Consider the following 16663-nt stretch of genomic DNA (forward strand, 5'->3'; position numbering starts at 1 on the left):
CCTCCGCCCATGCGACGGCCCCCGGCCACGCGCTCGTGCGCACGTGGTCGGGGGCCGTCGTCGTGCAGCGGATGTCCGCTGGCGCGAACTGTCAGAAGTCCCAGTCGTCGTCTTCCGTGGCTTCGGCCTTGCCGATCACGTACGACGAGCCCGACCCCGAGAAGAAGTCGTGGTTCTCGTCGGCGTTCGGCGAGAGTGCCGACAAGATCGCCGGGTTCACGTTCGTGACGCTGGAGGGGAACATCGCCTCGTAGCCCAGGTTCATGAGGGCCTTGTTGGCGTTGTAGTGCAGGAACTTCTTGACGTCTTCGGTCAGACCGACACCGTCGTAGAGGTCTTGCGTGTACTGCACCTCGTTGTCGTAGAGCTCGTACATGAGCGAGAACGTGTAGTCCTTGAGCTCGTCGCGACGCGCCTGGGTCTCGTTCTCGAGGCCCTTCTGGAACTTGTAGCCGATGTAGTAGCCGTGCACGGCCTCGTCACGGATGATGAGGCGGATCAGGTCGGCCGTGTTCGTCAGCTTCGCCTTCGACGACCAGTAGATCGGCAGGTAGAAGCCCGAGTAGAACAGGAACGACTCCAACAGGGTGGAGGCGACCTTGCGCTTGAGCGGGTCGTCGCCCTGGTAGTAATCCATGATGATCTGAGCCTTCTTCTGAAGGTTCGGGTTCTCGGTGGACCAGCGGAACGCCTCGTCGATCTCCTTCGTCGACGCGAGGGTCGAGAAGATCGAGGAGTAGCTCTTCGCGTGCACCGACTCCATAAACGCGATGTTCGTGTACACGGCCTCTTCGTGAGGTGTGATCGCGTCGGGGATCAGCGACACCGCGCCCACGGTGCCCTGGATCGTGTCGAGCAGCGTGAGACCGGTGAACACCCGCATGGTGAGCAGCTGCTCGTCGGGGGTGAGCGTGTTCCACGACTGCACGTCGTTCGACAGCGGCACCTTCTCCGGCAGCCAGAAGTTGTTCACCAGACGGTTCCAGACCTCGAGGTCCTTGTCGTCCTGGATGCGGTTCCAGTTGATCGCCTGCACGCTGGAGACCAGTTTGAGTCTTTCGGGAGTCATTTCTTCGTCGTTTCTCGGGTTTCAGCCGCGTTCTCGGGTCGACAGGTTCTCAGGTCAGAGCATGCACGAGACGCACTCGGCCATGTCGGTGCCCTCGAGCGCCAGCTGACGCAGACGGATGTAGTAGATCGTCTTGATGCCCTTGCGCCATGCGTAGATCTGCGCCTTGTTGATGTCACGCGTGGTGGCGGTGTCCTTGAAGAACAGCGTCAGCGACAGCCCCTGGTCGACGTGCTGCGTGGCAGCCGCGTAGGTGTCGATGACCTTCTCGTAGCCGATCTCGTATGCGTCCTGGTAGTACTCCAGGTTGTCGTTCGTCATGAACGCCGCCGGGTAGTAGACGCGACCGAGCTTGCCTTCCTTGCGGATCTCGATCTTCGACGCGATCGGGTGGATCGACGACGTGGAGTTGTTGATGTACGAGATCGAGCCGGTCGGCGGGACGGCCTGCAGGTTCTGGTTGTAGATGCCGTGCTTCTGGATCGACGCCTTCAGCTCGGCCCAGTCGTCCTGGGTCGGGATGTGCTTGCCGGCGAACAGCTCCTTGACCTTCTCGGTCGCGGGGACCCAGGCCTGGTCGATGTACTTGTCGAAGAACTCCCCCGACGCGTACTTCGAGTCCTCGAAACCGTCGAACGTCGTGCCGCGCTCGATCGCGAGGTTGTTCGACGCACGCAGCGCATGGAACAGCACCGTGTAGAAGTAGATGTTCGTGAAGTCGATGCCCTCTTCGGAGCCGTAGTAGACGTGCTCGCGAGCGAGGTAGCCGTGCAGGTTCATCTGGCCGAGGCCGATCGCGTGCGAGCGGTCGTTGCCGTCCTCGATCGAGCGCACCGAACCGATGTGGCTCTGGTCGCTCACCGCGGTGAGGGCGCGGATCGCCGTCTCGACCGTCTGACCGAGGTCGTCGGCGTCCATCGACAGCGCGATGTTCATCGAGCCGAGGTTGCAGGAGATGTCCTTGCCGATGTTGTCGTACGACAGGTCGTCGTTGTAGGTCGTCGGCGTGTTCACCTGCAGGATCTCGCTGCAGAGGTTGGACATGTTGATGCGACCCTTGATCGGGTTGGCCTTGTTCACCGTGTCTTCGAACATGACGTACGGGTAGCCGGACTCGAACTGGATCTCGGCGACGGTCTGGAAGAACTCGCGCGCGTTGATCTTGGTCTTCTTGATGCGCGGGTCGTCGACCATCTCGCGGTACTTCTCGGTGACCGAGATGTCGCCGAACGGAACGCCGTAGACCTTCTCGACGTCGTACGGCGAGAACAGGTACATGTCCTCGTCGTTCTTGGCGAGCTCGAACGTGATGTCCGGAACCACGACACCCAGCGACAGCGTCTTGATGCGGATCTTCTCGTCGGCGTTCTCGCGCTTGGTGTCGAGGAAGCGCATGATGTCGGGGTGGTGGGCGTTGAGGTACACCGCACCCGCACCCTGACGCGCACCGAGCTGGTTGGCGTAGCTGAAGCTGTCTTCGAGAAGCTTCATCACGGGGATGATGCCCGAGGACTGGTTCTCGATCTGCTTGATCGGCGCACCCGATTCGCGGATGTTCGACAGCAGCAGCGCGACGCCGCCGCCGCGCTTGGAGAGCTGCAGGGCGGAGTTGATGCCGCGGGCGATCGACTCCATGTTGTCTTCGATGCGCAGCAGGAAGCAGCTGACGAGCTCGCCGCGCTGCGCCTTGCCCGCGTTGAGGAACGTCGGTGTGGCCGGCTGGAAGCGGCCGGAGATGATCTCCTCGACGAGCGCGACGGCGAGCTTCTCGTCGCCGTCTGCGAGGCCGAGGGCCGTCATGACGACGCGGTCCTCGAAGCGCTCGAGGTAGCGCTTGCCGTCGAACGTCTTCAGCGTGTAGCTCGTGTAGTACTTGAACGCGCCGAGGAACGTCTCGAAACGGAACTTCTTGCCGTAGGCGAGATCGTTGAGCTTCTGGATGAACTCCATCGAGTACTTCTCGATGACGGCGCCCTCGTAGTACTCCTTCTCCACGAGGTAGTCCAGGCGCTCCTTGAGCGAGTGGAAGAACACCGTGTTCTGGTTCACGTGCTGCAGGAAGTACTCCCGCGCGGCGCGCTTGTCGGCGTCGAACTGGATCTTCCCGTTCGCGTCGTACAGGTTGAGCATCGCGTTGAGCGCGTGATAGTCGAGACCCTCGTAAGAGGGGTTCGCCTTGAATGCCACTGTCTCGGTCACTGAAGCTGCCACCGTCGTTCCAATCCGTCGCTCACGCGATCCACATCGTCTTGTGTGCCGAAGATCTCGAGCCGATACAAGTGAGGCACGTGGCACTTGCGGCTGATGATGTCGCCGGCGAGGCAGAAGGCGTCGCCGAAGTTGGTGTTGCCCGCGGAGATCACGCCGCGGATGTGGCGCCGGTTGCGCTCGTCGTTGAGAAACCGGATCACCTGTTTCGGAACTGCGCCCTTCTCGACGCCGCGCCCCGCTCCCCCGCCGTAGGTGGGGGTGACCAGCACGAAGGGCTCGTCGATGACGAGGTCTTCTTCATTCCGGTGGAGGGGGATGCGTCGGGACGGGAGTCCGAGCTTCTCGATGAACCGCGCGGTGTTACCCGACACGCTCGAGAAGTAGATCAGGAGCGGCGCTGCGGTCGCGACGGCGCTCATGCGGCGTCACGCCAGACGGGAGGCGAGCTCGTCGATCTTGTCGGGACGGAAGCCCGACCAGTGCCCCTCGTCGGTGACGACGACGGGTGCCTGCATGTAGCCGAGCGCCTTGACCTGCTCGAGCGCCGTCGGGTCTTCCGACAGGTCGAGGATCTCGTACTCGATGCCCTTGGCATCGAGGGCGCGGTAGGTGGCGTTGCACTGAACGCAGGAAGGCTTTGTGTAGACCGTGATCGACATCTTTTCGTAACCCCTCAAATCTCTGGCCTGCTTCTCATCAGGCTGTTTCCCGGTAGACCCCCTGCCGGGACTTCAATACTACATATGGGGACCGACATTGGGGGCGACCACAAGGGGTAGTAGTTACATCCGTGTAGTTATCCACCGTTCTCTACAGATACAACACAGGTTCTCCACCGTTTCTTCCACAGGCCGAGGCCCCCGGCGGAGGCACTCGAACCGCGTGAAATCGCGGCTGGGAAGCCCCTGTGAGCGATCCATCCACAGGGGGCACGTTACGACGCCCCACCGACATTCGGATTCCTGTGGAAATCGTCCTTCGGCGTGTCGCGGGCGTGTCGCGGATCGACCTCTTCGGTGCCCGGCCCCGCGGCCCGGTACCGTGGTCTGGTGGCGGGATATCGGGATCTTCTTCGCACGCCTGGAGTGGCGCGCATGATCGCTGCTCAGCTGACCGCGCGCTTCCCCAACGGGATGATGTCCCTGGCGATCCTGCTGCACGTCGAGCAGCAGACCGGGTCGTACGGATCCGCGGGTCTGGTCCTCGCCGCGACCAGCGTGGGCCAGGCGATCGCGGGCCCCATCACCAGCCGCTGGATGGGCGTGTGGGGTATGCGGCGTGTGCTCACCCTCACGCTGTCGGTGTGCGTCGTGGCCGTGCTGTGTCTCGCGGTGCTGCCGCTCGAGGTGCCGGGATACATGGCGCTCGGATTGGTCGCCGGGCTCTCGACCCCGCCCGTCCAGGCTGCGGTCCGCACCATCTACCCCAAGCTCGTCAACTCCTCGAACCTCACTCCGCTGTTCTCCCTCGACGCGTCGCTGCAGGAGATCATCTGGGTGCTGGCTCCCGTCGTGATCACGCTCGTCTCGACCCAGATCGGCACCGCGGAGGGTCTGCTGCTGGTGGCGATCATCCTCGTCGGCGGCGGCGCGTGGTTCATCCTCTCCCCCGAGGTGGGGCGCGTGCGCATCCCCCGCAGCCGCAACGCCCTCGGCAAGGTCGCGCTCAAGCCGCCCGTGCTGCTGGCGACCGTGATCGGGTTCCTCCTGATCGGGGCCTGCGCCGCCGTGGAGGTGGGAGTGGTCGCCACGTTCGAGCACGGAAGCCTCGCGGCCGGTCTCGTGCTCGCCGTGTTCTCGGCGGGAAGTCTGGCCGGAGGCCTCGCATTCGGGCACATCCCCATCGGGCCGTGGGCCATGGCCCGCCGTCTGCTGATCGTCACGATCGGGCTCGGCCTGACGATGGTCATGCTCAACGTGTTCTGGCTCGGAGGCACTCTGATCCTCGCCGGCATCGGCATCGCTCCCGCTCTCGCCGTGCTCTTCGCGATCACGTCGGCCAGCGTCAAGTTCAGCGAGACCGCTGAGGCCTTCGGCTGGGCGGGCACCGGCCAACTCATCGGGGCCGCGGCCGGATCCGCCGTCGCGGGCTTCCTCGTCGACGTCGGCGACTGGCGCGGCGCCTACCTCGCCGCCACGATCTTCGCCGCCGTCGGACTCATCGTGGCCGTCGTCTTCGTCCGTTCCTTCCCCGATCTGCGTCACCGCGACGCGAGCCCGCATCCCGACACCGAACCCCTGGCGGTCACCCCCTCATGAGCTCCCCCACCTCCTCGACCTCTGCCCCCGAGATCGTCTGCCTCGGCGAGACCATGGCGCTGATCACTCCGACGGACGCCCGGCTCGCCGACGCCGCGCAGGCGTCGATCGGCCTCGCCGGTGCCGAGTCCAACGTGGCCGCCGGTGTCGCCTCCACCGGTCACCGTGTCGCCTGGGCCTCCCGCCTGGGCGCCGACCCGCTCGGCGACAGGGTCGCCTCAGAACTCGAGCGGCGCGGTGTGGAGCTGTGGGTCGAGCGCGACGCCGCCTCCCCCAGCGGTGTGATGTTCAAGGACCCCGGCGCCGAGTCCTCCTCCGTCTACTACTACCGCCGAGGCTCTGCCGCCTCCCGCATGGAACCGGGGTTCCTCACCGCGCAGCAGCTCGACGGCGTGCGGATCGTGCACACCACCGGGATCACCCCCGCGCTGTCCGCATCATGCCGCGCGATGGTCGACCGGCTCTTCGCCGACACACGCGCCGCGGGAGCCCTCGTGTCGTTCGACGTGAACGACCGTCGTCCGCTGTGGAGCAGAGAGGATGCCGCCGAGACGCTCGCTCGCCTGGCGGATGCCGCGGACATCACCTTCGTCGGCCGAGACGAGGCCGAGCGCATCTGGGGCACAGCGACGCCGGGCGAGATCCGCGCCTTCCTTCCGAACTGCGCGCTGCTGGTCGTCAAGGACGGCGATGTCGGTGCCACCGCCTTCGCCGGCGACGACGAACCGGTCTTCGTGCCCGCCCCCGTGGTCGATGTCGTCGAGCCGGTCGGCGCAGGAGACGCGTTCGCCTCCGGCTTCCTCGCGGCGACTCTCGACGGCGCCGACCTCGCCGCACGTCTGTCCGCCGGTCACGCGGCCGCGGAGCGCGTGCTGACGATCGCAGCCGACCTGCCGCCGCTCGTGCCGCTCTCCTGAGACGGCTCGGCTGACCGCCACCGGTCGTAGGCTGGTGCCATGCCTGCCCCGCTCACCCTGCCGCGTCTCTCCTGGGGCTCTCCGTCGGCAGCTCGTCGCGCTCTTCTGGTGCACGGCCTCGGTTCCTCCGGAGCGCTGATGTGGCGCCTCGGCGACGCTCTCGCCGAAGCAGGGTGGCACGCGACAGCCGTCGATCTGCGCGGTCACGGCGATGCACCTCGCTCTCTCGACTACTCGGTCGCCGCCTACGGTGCCGATCTCGCGGCCACCCTCCCGGACGACGGCGGTGCGTGGGACGCGGTCATCGGCCATTCGCTGGGCGGCGCCTCCAGCACGGTCGCCTCCGCCTCGGCCCCGGAATGGACTCGGCGACTGGTGCTGATCGACCCCGCGATCCACGTCGGCGGGCGCGATGCCGCGATCGTCCGCCGGAGCCAGGAGCGCGCGTTCGCGGACACCAGGCTCGAGGTCGTGCAGGCGGAGCATCCGCACTGGCACCCGCAGGATCAGGAGCTCAAGGTCGACGCGGTGCGGCGTGCGAGCGCCTGGGCCGTGGAGCAGACCAGCACTCAGAATCAGCCGTGGGACGTGCGCGCCGAGGCTGCGCGCCTCACTGTACCCACGCACGTGATCGGCGCCGACCCCGCCGTGTACAGCATCTTCACGGGCGAGCTCGCCGATGAGGTCCTCGCCGCGAATCCCCTGATCACCCTCTCCGTGGTCGAGGGCGCAGGGCACTCCCTGCACCGCGACCGCCCGGAGGAATCCGTCCGTCAGCTTCTGGAGGCCCTGGCATGACATTCGACCCCGCGACCTTCCTCCCCGACGACCTTCTCGAGCGCATCCGCGAGCGCGCGCCGATCCACGACCGCGAGAACACCTTCCCGCAGCAGGACCTCGACGAGCTGCGCGCCGCCGGCTACCTGTCCATCCTCGTGCCGAAGGAGCGCGGTGGCGCGGGCCTCGGACTCGCCGAAGCCGCGATGCTGCAGCAGCGCCTCGCCGGTGCCGCGCCCGCGACGGCACTGGCCATCAACATGCACCTCGTGTGGACCGGCGTAGCGAAGGTCTTCTCCGACCGCGGTGTACCCGGGCTGGAGTTCGTGCAGCACGGCGCCGCGGCGGGCGAGGTCTTCGCCTTCGGTATCAGTGAAGGCGGCAACGACCTGGTGCTGTTCGGCAGCGACACCGCGGCCGTGCCCGACGGCGAGGGCGGCTACGCGTTCACCGGAACCAAGATCTTCACCTCCCTCGCCCCCGTCTGGACGCGTTTGGGTCTGCACGGCCTCGACACCACCAGCCCCGATGGACCGAAACTCGTGTTCGCCTTCGTCGAGCGGACAGATGCCGTCACCACCTCCGACGACTGGGACACCCTCGGCATGCGGGGCACGCAGAGCCGGACCACGAGGCTGAACGGCGCTGTGGCGGATGCCGCCCATGTGGTGCGACGCATCGATCCGGGCCCCAGCCCCGACCCGATCGTGTTCGGGATCTTCTCGGTCTTCGAGATCCTGCTCGCGTCCGTCTACACGGGCATCGCCCGGCGAGCGCTCGAGCTCGCGGTGACGACGGCGCAGAAGCGGCACTCCAAGAAGACGGGCCTCGCCTACAGCCAGGACCCCGACATCCGCTGGCGCATCGCCGACATGGCCATCGCCTACGACGCCCTGCCGCCGCAGATCGCCGCGCTCGCCCGCGATGTGGACGACCGCATCGATCACGGCGCGCGCTGGTTCCCGCAGCTCTCCGGCGTCAAGCACCGGGCGATCACGATGGCCAAGCACGTCGTCGACGAGGCGATGCTCGTGGCCGGCGGCGGGTCGTACTTCTCCGCCAACGAGCTGTCCCGTCTCTACCGCGACGTCCTGGCTGGTGCGTTCCACCCCTCCGATCCCGAATCCGCGCACTCGACGGCGGCGAGTGCCTGGCTGGGACCGCTCGAGAGCTGAGTTTTCTGCCGATTCCGCTGGACGATTGGCCAGATTCTGCGAAATCGGTTGCCGAGCGCATGCTGGAGTGCGAGGATCGCACCATGAGTCCGGCGAAGAAGCACCCTTCCCTCGATGCGGTGTCGAAGACGATCGTCGAGCTGCTCCAAGAGGACGGCCGTCGTTCCTACTCCGAGATCGGCCGCACCGTCGGGATGAGCGAAGCCGCCGTGCGCCAGCGGGTGCAGCGGCTCACCGAGTCGGGCGTGATGCAGATCGTCGCCGTCACCGACCCGATGCAGCTGGGCTTTCACCGCCAGGCCATGATCGGCGTGCGCGTGTCCGGCGACGCCCGCCGCGTCGCCGAGGCCATCGCCGCGATCGAGGCCGTCGACTACGTGGTCATCACGGTCGGCTCCTTCGACGTCCTCGCCGAGGTCGTCTGCGAGGACGACGACGATCTGCTCGCGTTGATCAACGACGTCATCCGACCGATCGATGGCGTCCTCTCCACCGAAACCTTCATCTACGCCAAGCTGCAGAAGCAGCTCTACAACTGGGGGACCAGATGAGCACCGCACGCACCATCCCTTCCGAGTCCGCACTGCAGACGATGGCGAAGGACCATCTCTGGATGCACTTCACCCGGCAGTCGACGATGGCCGAGTCCGGCGTACCCATCATTGTGAAAGGCGACGGGCACCGGATCTGGGATGCCAAGGGCAAGGAATACTTCGACGGTCTCGCCGGGCTCTTCGTCGTCAATGCCGGGCACGGTCGGCGCCGACTGGCCGAAGCCGCAGCGGCTCAGGCCTCCGAGCTGGCGTTCTTCCCGCTGTGGTCGTATGCGCACCCGGCCGCGATCGAGCTGGCCGACCGCCTCGCCGACGAGGCGCCGGGCGACCTCAACAAGGTCTTCTTCTCCACCGGGGGCGGTGAGGCGGTCGAGACCGCGTTCAAGCTCGCCAAGCACTACTGGAAGCTGCAGGGCAAGCCCGCCAAGCACAAGGTCATCTCGCGCGCCGTGGCCTACCACGGCACTCCGCAGGGTGCGCTGGCGATCACGGGCATCCCGGCGATGAAGTCGATGTTCGAGCCCGTCACCCCCGGCGGCTTCCGCGTGCCCAACACCAACTTCTACCGCGCGGCCGAGATGGGCGGCCCCGCCGACGACCTCGAGGCGTTCGGACGCTGGGCGGCCGACCGCATCGAGGAGATGATCCTCTTCGAAGGCGCTGACACCGTGGCCGCCGTGTTCCTCGAGCCGGTGCAGAACTCCGGCGGATGCTTCCCACCTCCTCCCGGCTACTTCGCGCGCGTCCGCGAGATCTGCGACCGGCACGACGTGCTGCTCGTCTCGGACGAGGTCATCTGCGCCTTCGGCCGCCTCGGTCACACCTTCGCGTGCACGGGCCTGGGCTACTTGCCCGACATGATCACGTGTGCCAAGGGGATGACGAGCGGCTACTCCCCCATCGGCGCGACCATCGTCAGCGACCGCATCTACGAGCCCTTCTCGAAGGGTGATCTGTCCTTCCCGCACGGCTACACCTTCGGCGGGCACCCGGTGTCGGCCGCTGTCGCGCTGGAGAACCTCGCGATCTTCGACGAGGAGGGGCTGAACGCGCATGTGCGTGAGAACTCGCCCTTGTTCCGCGCCGAGCTCGAGAAGCTGCTCGACCTGCCGCTGGTGGGCGACGTGCGCGGCGACGGCTACTTCTTCGGCATCGAGTTGGTGAAGGACAAGTCGACCAAGGAGACCTTCGACGACGCCGAGTCCGAGCGGCTGCTGCGCGGCTTCCTCTCCCCCGCCCTGTTCGAAGCCGGTCTGTACTGCCGCGCCGACGATCGTGGCGACCCCGTGATCCAGCTCGCGCCGCCGCTCACCGTCGGCCCCTCCGAGTTCCGCGAGATCGAGCAGATCCTGCGGGATGTGCTGACGCGCGCGCAGTCTGTGCTCTGACCCGCGCAGGCGCGGCACCGACGTCACGGCTCAGGCCACGGGCACCGCGCTCCGCTTCGTCAGCAGTGCGAGGTGGAGCGCGGCGAGCGTCTCCCCGTCGTCGAGGTCGACGTCGAGCAGGTCGCCGATCAGGGTGAGTCGCTGGTAGAAGACCGATCTCGAGAGGTGGCTCGCGGCCGCCGCCGCGGAGCGGTTCCCGGGGTGGGTGACGAGCGCCGAGAGCACGTCGAGCAGGTCACCGCGCCGCTCCCGGTCGTACGCCACGACCGGGGCGAGCATCCGCTCGCTGTGCGCGAGCAGACGCCGATCGTCACGTAGCGAGGCGACGAAGCGCTCCAGCGGGCGATCCTCGACGCGTCGCACGCGAGGCCCCGTCTCGGAGCGGTCGCTCGCCGCGAGGTCTCTCGCCGCGCGCAACGAGGCGAGCAGCCCCAGCACATCCTCCGCCGGAGGTCCGACGAAGACCGTGCGCGCGGGCCCGGCGATGCGCACGGCAAGAGCATCGGTGAGCGGCGCGGACTCGGGGAGCGATAGCAGGGCGACGTCGTCCTCCCCCACGCGTGCCGCGACCACGGCGCCCCCGGCCTGTCGAGCCCGGTAGGCGAGCTCGGCCGCCGACTCCGCGCCGCGGGCGACGATGCCGTGGCAGTGCCGACCCGAAAGGGTGAATCCGCCGGAAGCGAGACGCGAGACGATGTCCTCCGGGCTCGCGAAGCGTGCTCCGAGAAGGTCGTCGATGAGGCCCCGCTGTGCGAGCAGCGACCACTCGGCGTCGCCCCCATCCGCCAGGCAGCCGAAGGCCAGTGCCGTCGCCCCCTGTTCGAGCACGGTGTGCCGACCAGCCGGATGCACGGGTCCCGGAAGTGCGAGCAGGGTTCCCCAGCGCACCCCTCTCGCCTGCACCGGGATGCGATCGGCCGCGGCGAGCTGACCGAGCGCCTGCGCGACCGGTGTACGCAGGGTCTCCAACGCGATCACCTCGTGCGCGAGGTTCTCCAGCACGACGGGCGCACCGAGTGCTCTCGCCGTCTCGGCGACCACGACGTCGGCCGGAGCGCCCTGCAAGCTCAACGCGGTGAAGAGCTCGTGCAACCGCTGGCGCTCGTGCAGCGCGTCCGTCTGCGCGGCGATGAGGGATCTGTGCACGGATTCCGTCACAGCGACGAACTTGATCTCGCTGGTCAGGGCGATCAGGGCGAGACCGACGTCCCGGCACACCTCGGTCACGGCATCGGGGATCTGCGACTGGCCGGAACCGAGCTCGACGACGATGCCCGCGATCCCCGCACGATGCAGGGCTCTCGCGAAGTCACGCAGCTCACCCGGAGTCGTCGGCCACCCCGCTCCGGTGCTGAGCAGCAGCTCGCCGCCGTCGAGCAGTCGGGCGACTCCTGCACTGTCGGAGACATGCACCCAGCGCACGTCGGCATCGAGGGCGGCACCGCCCACGATCACGTCGGGCGCACCTGCCTGCAGCACAGGATCGGTGAGAACGTCGGCCACGCTGAGCACACCCCCCGTCCGCGCCGGACGATCTGTCCGATAGAGGCTCAAGTCCTGACGTTCTGACACCACTCGACGCTCTTCCGCTCTGTGATCATTGAGGAACATCAGCGTACCGAACCCTCAGTCAGAGTGTTCGATTGCGTCGTCTTCAGCCCCGGAGGAACATCGTGGACATCGTCCGTCACGTCATCAACGCAGTGGAGACCGCCGAAGCGGCCCGCACCGGTCAGGTCTTCGATCCCGCCACCGGCCAGGTGTCGAAGCAGGTCGCGTTCGCCTCGACCGCCGAGGTCGACTCCGCCATCGCCGCAGCGGCGGCCGCGCTCCCCGCTTGGCGCGAGACGAGCCTGATCAAGCGCGCCGACGTCTTCTTCCGCTTGCGGCAGCTGCTCAAGGAGCGCACGCCCGAACTCGCCGCGATCGTCACCTCCGAGCACGGCAAGGTGCTCTCGGATGCAGCCGGCGAGGTGTCGCGCGGCATCGAGAATGTCGAGTTCGCCGCCGGACTCGTGCACCTGCTCAAGGGCGAACGCAGCGAGCAGGTCTCGCGCGGTGTCGACGTGCACTCGGTCAAGCAGCCGGTCGGCGTCGTCGCGGCGATCACACCATTCAACTTCCCTGTCATGGTGCCGCTGTGGATGGTCGCCTCGGCGATCGCGTGCGGGAACACTGTCGTGCTCAAGCCGAGCGAGAAGGATCCGTCGGCATCCGTCTGGCTCGCGAAGCTCTTCGCCGAGGCCGGGCTCCCCGCCGGTGTGCTCAACGTGGTCAACGGCGACAAGGAGGCCGTCGACGCGATCCTCGACTCGCCCAGGGTCGATGCCGTGAGCTTCGTCGGCTCCACCCCGATCGCCCGCTCGATCTACCAGCGCGCCTCAGCCGCAGGCAAGCGCGTGCAGGCGCTCGGCGGTGCGAAGAACCACATGGTCGTGATGCCCGATGCCGACATCGACGCGGCCGCCGACGCCGCGGTCTCCGCCGCCTACGGCTCCGCCGGCGAACGCTGCATGGCGGTGTCGGTGCTGGTCGCGGTGGGCGACATCGCCGATGACCTCGTCACCGCGATCGCCGACCGCATCGGCGGCCTCACGATCGGCGCGGGCACGGACGCCGCGAGCGAGATGGGTCCGCTCATCACCCGCGCGCACCGCGACAAGGTCGCCTCGTACGTGACGGGAGCCGCGGCCGAGGGCGCGAAGGTCGTCGTCGACGGCACGCAGAAGCAGTTCGACTCTGAGGGCTTCTTTCTGGGCGTCAGCCTGATCGATGAGGTCGCCCCGGGGATGAAGGTCTACGACGACGAGATCTTCGGCCCGGTGCTGTCGGTCGTGCGCGTCGAGACCTACGCCGAAGCGGTCGAACTGGTCAACGCCAACGCCTACGGCAACGGCACCGCGATCTTCACGCGCGACGGCGGCACCGCCCGGCAGTACGAGTTCGACATCGAGGTCGGCATGGTCGGCGTCAACGTGCCGATCCCGGTGCCGATCGGCGCCTACTCGTTCGGCGGGTGGAAGGACTCGCTGTTCGGCGACTCGCACATCTACGGTCCCGAATCGGTGCACTTCTACACGCGCTCCAAGGTCGTCACCACCCGGTGGCCCGACCACACGCCGTCCCAGATCGACCTGGGCTTCCCGAGCAACCACTGACCAGGAGCGAACACCATGACGAACTTCACCGACCGCCACGGCGTCTCGCACCCGCTTCCCGCCCCCGAGGCCGAAGCGCAGGTGCGTGCGGACGACCGCGGTCACGTATTCCACTCCTGGAGCGCGCAGGGACTGATCGATCCACTCCCCGTCGCTGCGGGCGAGGGTTCGACGTTCTGGGATTACCAGGGCAACGCCTACCTCGACTTCTCCAGCCAGCTCGTGAACCTGAACCTGGGGCACCAGCATCCCGACCTGGTCGCGGCGATCCAGCAGCAGGCCGGGCGTCTCGCGACGATCCAGCCATCGATCGCGAACGACGTACGCGGCGAGCTCGCCCGCCTGATCGCCGAGGTCGCGCCGGAGGGGTTGGAGAAGGTGTTCTTCACCAACGGCGGCGCCGAGGCCAACGAGTACGCAGTGCGCATGGCCCGCCAGTTCACCGGCCGTCGCAAGGTGCTGTCGATGTACCGCAGCTATCACGGCTCCACCTCGACCGCGATCTCGCTCACGGGCGACCCGCGCCGCTGGGCGAACGACACCGTCGACTCCGGCGCCGTGCGCTTCTTCGGGCCGTACCTGTACCGCTCGCCGTTCCACTCCGAAACCCCGGAGCAGGAGGCGGAGCGGGCGCTCGCGCACCTCGAACAGACGATCCAGCTCGAGGGACCGCAGACGATCGCGGCGATCATCATCGAGACCGTCGTCGGCACCAACGGCGTGCTCGTGCCGCCACCCGGCTACCTGCAGGGCGTGCGCGAACTGTGCGACCGCTACGGCATCGTCTACATCGCCGACGAGGTCATGGTCGGCTTCGGGCGACTGGGCGAATGGTTCGGCATCGATGCGTTCGACGCCCACCCCGATCTGATCACCTTCGCGAAGGGCGTGAACTCGGGTTACGTGCCGCTCGGCGGCGTGGTGATCTCCGACCGCATCGCGAGCGCCTTCGACACGATGCCGTTCGCCGGCGGTCTGACCTACTCGGGACACCCGCTGGCGTGCGCGGCCGGTGTCGCGACGTTCGAGGTGTTCCGTCGCGACGGCATCCTGGAGCGCGTGCGCGACCTCGGTGAACGCGTGGTCGGTCCGACCGTGCGCTCCTGGGCCGAGAAGCACCCGAGCGTCGGCGATGTGCGCGGTCTCGGACTGTTCTGGGCGGTCGAGCTGGTCCGCGACCAGGAGACGCGCGAGCCTCTCGTGCCGTTCAACGCCGCCGGCGCCGACGCTGCACCGATGGGGGCCTTCGCCGCTGCCGCCAAGAAGGCCGGAGTCTGGCCGTTCACGCATTTCAACCGCATGCACGTGGCCCCGCCGCTGGTGATCAGCGAAGAAGACCTGGTGCGCGGACTCGGCGTGCTCGACGAGGCACTGTCCGTGGCCGACGAGGCCGCCGCAGGCTGACGCGAGCATGACGCGAAACCCCGACGACGCGATGTCGTCGGGGTTTCGCGTCGTCGGGGTTCGTGTCCTCCGGAGGCGTCCCGCGTCAGTCGCCCACGGAGTCGAACACCCGCTCTCCCTCGACCCAGGTGCCGCGCACCTCGGTCAGACCGATCTCCTCCGCCGGATGCTCGAACGGATCCCTGTCGAGCAGGGCGAGGTCCGCCCGCATCCCCACCACGATCGTCCCGGTGTCGTCGAGGTGGTTCACCCGCGCCGATCCCGCCGTGTAAGCGACGAGGGCCGTGGCGAGGTCGATCGCCTGCTCGGGAAGGAACGGTTCGTAGTCGCCCTCCCACTCGGTCGGCGCGGAACGGCGGTTGACGGCCACGTGGATCGCCGCCATCGGGTTCGGGGTGCTCACGGACCAGTCGCTGCCCGCGGCGAGCGCGGCGCCGGAACGCAACAGGTCGCCGAACGGGTACTGCCACGCGCTGCGCTGCTTCCCGAGGAACGGAATGGTGAGGTCGACCATCTGCGGTTCGAGCGTCGCCCACAGCATCTGCATGTTGGCGGTGACGTCGAGCGCCCGGAACCGCGGGATGTCGTCGGGGTGCACGACCTGGATGTGGGAGATGTGGTGTCGGTTGCCGCGCGGGCCGTTCTGCACGAGCGCGGCCTCGACCGCATCGAGGCACTCGCGCACGGCTCGGTCGCCGATCGCGTGGAAGTGCAGCGTGAAGCCGAGGGCGTCGAGCCGGGTCGCGGCCTCTTTGAGCAGCTCCGGTTCGACGAAGGAGATCCCGGAGTCCTCGCGCGGATGCCCGTGGCCGTCGCAGTACGGTTCCAACATCGCGGCGGTGAAGTTCTCGGCGACGCCGTCCTGCATGATCTTCACGCTGCGCGCCCGGAAGCGCCCGACCGTGCTCTCGTCCCGACGGCGCACGATGTCGTCGATCTGCTCCAGGCCCCGTGATCGATCCCACCACAGGGAGCCGACGACGCGACCGGTGAGCGCCCCGGATGCGGCGGCGGTCCGATAGGCCGGGAGCGGATCGCCCGCATCGCCGTACTCGGTGCCGACGATCGCGTCCTGCCAAGCCGTCACCCCGTAGGAGTGCAGGTGGCGCTGCCCCTGCAGGAGCGCCTCGACGAGTCGCTCGGGCGCCTCGGTCGGCAGGAGCCGATTGACCAGGCCCATCGCTCCCTCGTGCAGCGTGCCGCTGGGGGCGCCGGTCGCATCGCGCTCGATCCGCCCGTCCGCGGGGTCGGCCGTCTCGCGGGTGATGCCGGCGAGCGCGAGCGCGCGGGAGTTGACCCAGGCACCGTGTCCGTCACGGTTCGGCAGGAACGCCGGACGATCGGGCAGCACGGAGTCGAGGTCTTCCGCGGTCGGCGTGCCACCGGGGAACGCCGACATCTGCCACCCGCCCCCGAGGATCCATTCGTCGTCCGGGTGCTCCATCGCATACTCGGCGATCCGGGCGAGATACTCCTCCCGGGTCGCCAGCGCAGACAGGTCGCAGCGGAGCATGTCCAACCCGCCCCACACCGGGTGCACGTGCGCGTCCTGGAAGCCGGGCACCAGCAGTCCGCCCGCGAGGTCGATCACCTCGGTCTCCGGCCCGATCAGCGCCGCGACGTCGTGCCCCACTGCGCTGATGCGCCCGTCGGTCACCGCGACAGCGTGCGCGGTCGTGCGTGCGGCATCGGCGAGGAACACCCGCCCTCCGCGCACGCCACCCGTGAAGACCAGATCTGCGTATCCCACGC

The 16663-nt window shown here is 67.7% G+C and carries 14 protein-coding genes; 8 read left to right on the top strand and 6 right to left on the bottom strand.

The window, feature by feature from the left end; all coding sequences use genetic code 11:
• Nucleotides 1-91 precede the first annotated feature (91 nt).
• The 4 genes from nrdF to nrdH are packed head-to-tail and all read right to left on the bottom strand — an operon-like array spanning nucleotide 92 to nucleotide 3939.
• A complete protein-coding gene (nrdF, locus tag ACIQLD_RS06345; protein WP_045263442.1) occupies nucleotides 92-1069 on the bottom strand; it encodes a class 1b ribonucleoside-diphosphate reductase subunit beta in 978 nt (325 codons plus the stop codon).
• A 54-nt stretch (nucleotides 1070-1123) separates the two neighbouring features.
• Nucleotides 1124-3268: a class 1b ribonucleoside-diphosphate reductase subunit alpha gene (gene nrdE, locus ACIQLD_RS06350; protein WP_021199955.1), complete on the bottom strand. Its 2145-nt coding sequence runs from the start codon at nucleotides 3266-3268 to the stop codon at nucleotides 1124-1126.
• Nucleotides 3265-3699 carry a class Ib ribonucleoside-diphosphate reductase assembly flavoprotein NrdI gene (gene nrdI, locus ACIQLD_RS06355; protein ID WP_402606376.1) on the bottom strand — a complete coding sequence of 145 codons (435 nt, stop codon included), beginning with the start codon at nucleotides 3697-3699 and terminating at the stop codon, nucleotides 3265-3267. The genes nrdE and nrdI overlap by 4 nt, the downstream gene beginning before the upstream one ends.
• Before the next feature lie 6 nt (nucleotides 3700-3705).
• Entirely contained in the window at nucleotides 3706-3939 is a 234-nt protein-coding gene (gene nrdH, locus ACIQLD_RS06360; protein ID WP_017828869.1) for a glutaredoxin-like protein NrdH, read from the bottom strand.
• Between the two features lie 435 nt (nucleotides 3940-4374).
• On the opposite strand from nrdH, the gene ACIQLD_RS06365 reads away from it, so the two are divergent.
• The 6 genes from ACIQLD_RS06365 (at nucleotide 4375) to ACIQLD_RS06390 (ending at nucleotide 10349) form a co-directional block, all read left to right on the top strand.
• A complete protein-coding gene (locus ACIQLD_RS06365) occupies nucleotides 4375-5538 on the top strand; it encodes an MFS transporter (RefSeq protein ID WP_402606378.1) in 1164 nt (387 codons plus the stop codon).
• Complete coding sequence (locus ACIQLD_RS06370) at nucleotides 5535-6455, top strand: sugar kinase (RefSeq protein WP_402606380.1); 921 nt, start codon at nucleotides 5535-5537, stop codon at nucleotides 6453-6455. Before ACIQLD_RS06365 ends, ACIQLD_RS06370 begins: the two co-directional genes overlap by 4 nt.
• A gap of 39 nt (nucleotides 6456-6494) precedes the next feature.
• Nucleotides 6495-7253 carry an alpha/beta fold hydrolase gene (locus ACIQLD_RS06375; RefSeq protein WP_402606382.1) on the top strand — a complete coding sequence of 253 codons (759 nt, stop codon included), beginning with the start codon at nucleotides 6495-6497 and terminating at the stop codon, nucleotides 7251-7253.
• A complete protein-coding gene (locus tag ACIQLD_RS06380; protein WP_402606384.1) occupies nucleotides 7250-8407 on the top strand; it encodes an acyl-CoA dehydrogenase family protein in 1158 nt (385 codons plus the stop codon). The genes ACIQLD_RS06375 and ACIQLD_RS06380 overlap by 4 nt, the downstream gene beginning before the upstream one ends.
• Before the next feature lie 83 nt (nucleotides 8408-8490).
• Nucleotides 8491-8958, top strand: a complete 468-nt coding sequence (locus ACIQLD_RS06385) for an Lrp/AsnC family transcriptional regulator (RefSeq protein ID WP_387177572.1) — start codon at nucleotides 8491-8493, stop codon at nucleotides 8956-8958.
• Nucleotides 8955-10349 carry an aspartate aminotransferase family protein gene (locus ACIQLD_RS06390; protein ID WP_402606387.1) on the top strand — a complete coding sequence of 465 codons (1395 nt, stop codon included), beginning with the start codon at nucleotides 8955-8957 and terminating at the stop codon, nucleotides 10347-10349. Before ACIQLD_RS06385 ends, ACIQLD_RS06390 begins: the two co-directional genes overlap by 4 nt.
• 30 nt (nucleotides 10350-10379) lie before the next feature.
• On the opposite strand, the gene ACIQLD_RS06395 is transcribed toward ACIQLD_RS06390, so the two are convergent.
• On the bottom strand, nucleotides 10380-11852 hold the full coding sequence (locus ACIQLD_RS06395; RefSeq protein ID WP_402606389.1) for a PucR family transcriptional regulator ligand-binding domain-containing protein: 1473 nt from the start codon (nucleotides 11850-11852) through the stop codon (nucleotides 10380-10382).
• A 170-nt stretch (nucleotides 11853-12022) separates the two neighbouring features.
• Between ACIQLD_RS06395 and ACIQLD_RS06400 the strand changes: the two genes are divergently transcribed.
• Nucleotides 12023-13507, top strand: coding sequence for a CoA-acylating methylmalonate-semialdehyde dehydrogenase (locus ACIQLD_RS06400; RefSeq protein ID WP_402606392.1), 1485 nt, complete (start codon nucleotides 12023-12025; stop codon nucleotides 13505-13507).
• Between the two features lie 15 nt (nucleotides 13508-13522).
• The gene (locus ACIQLD_RS06405; RefSeq protein WP_402606394.1) at nucleotides 13523-14911 is read left to right on the top strand and encodes an aspartate aminotransferase family protein; all 1389 of its coding nucleotides are present in this window, start codon (nucleotides 13523-13525) and stop codon (nucleotides 14909-14911) included.
• Nucleotides 14912-14996: 85 nt separating this feature from the next.
• Here ACIQLD_RS06405 and ACIQLD_RS06410 read toward each other — a convergent pair whose 3' ends face one another.
• The gene (locus ACIQLD_RS06410) at nucleotides 14997-16661 is read right to left on the bottom strand and encodes an amidohydrolase (protein ID WP_402606397.1); all 1665 of its coding nucleotides are present in this window, start codon (nucleotides 16659-16661) and stop codon (nucleotides 14997-14999) included.
• Between the last annotated feature and the right edge of the window lie 2 nt (nucleotides 16662-16663).

Origin of the sequence: Microbacterium sp. NPDC091662 (genome assembly GCF_044756705.1) — a bacterium.
Taxonomy (GTDB): domain Bacteria; phylum Actinomycetota; class Actinomycetes; order Actinomycetales; family Microbacteriaceae; genus Microbacterium.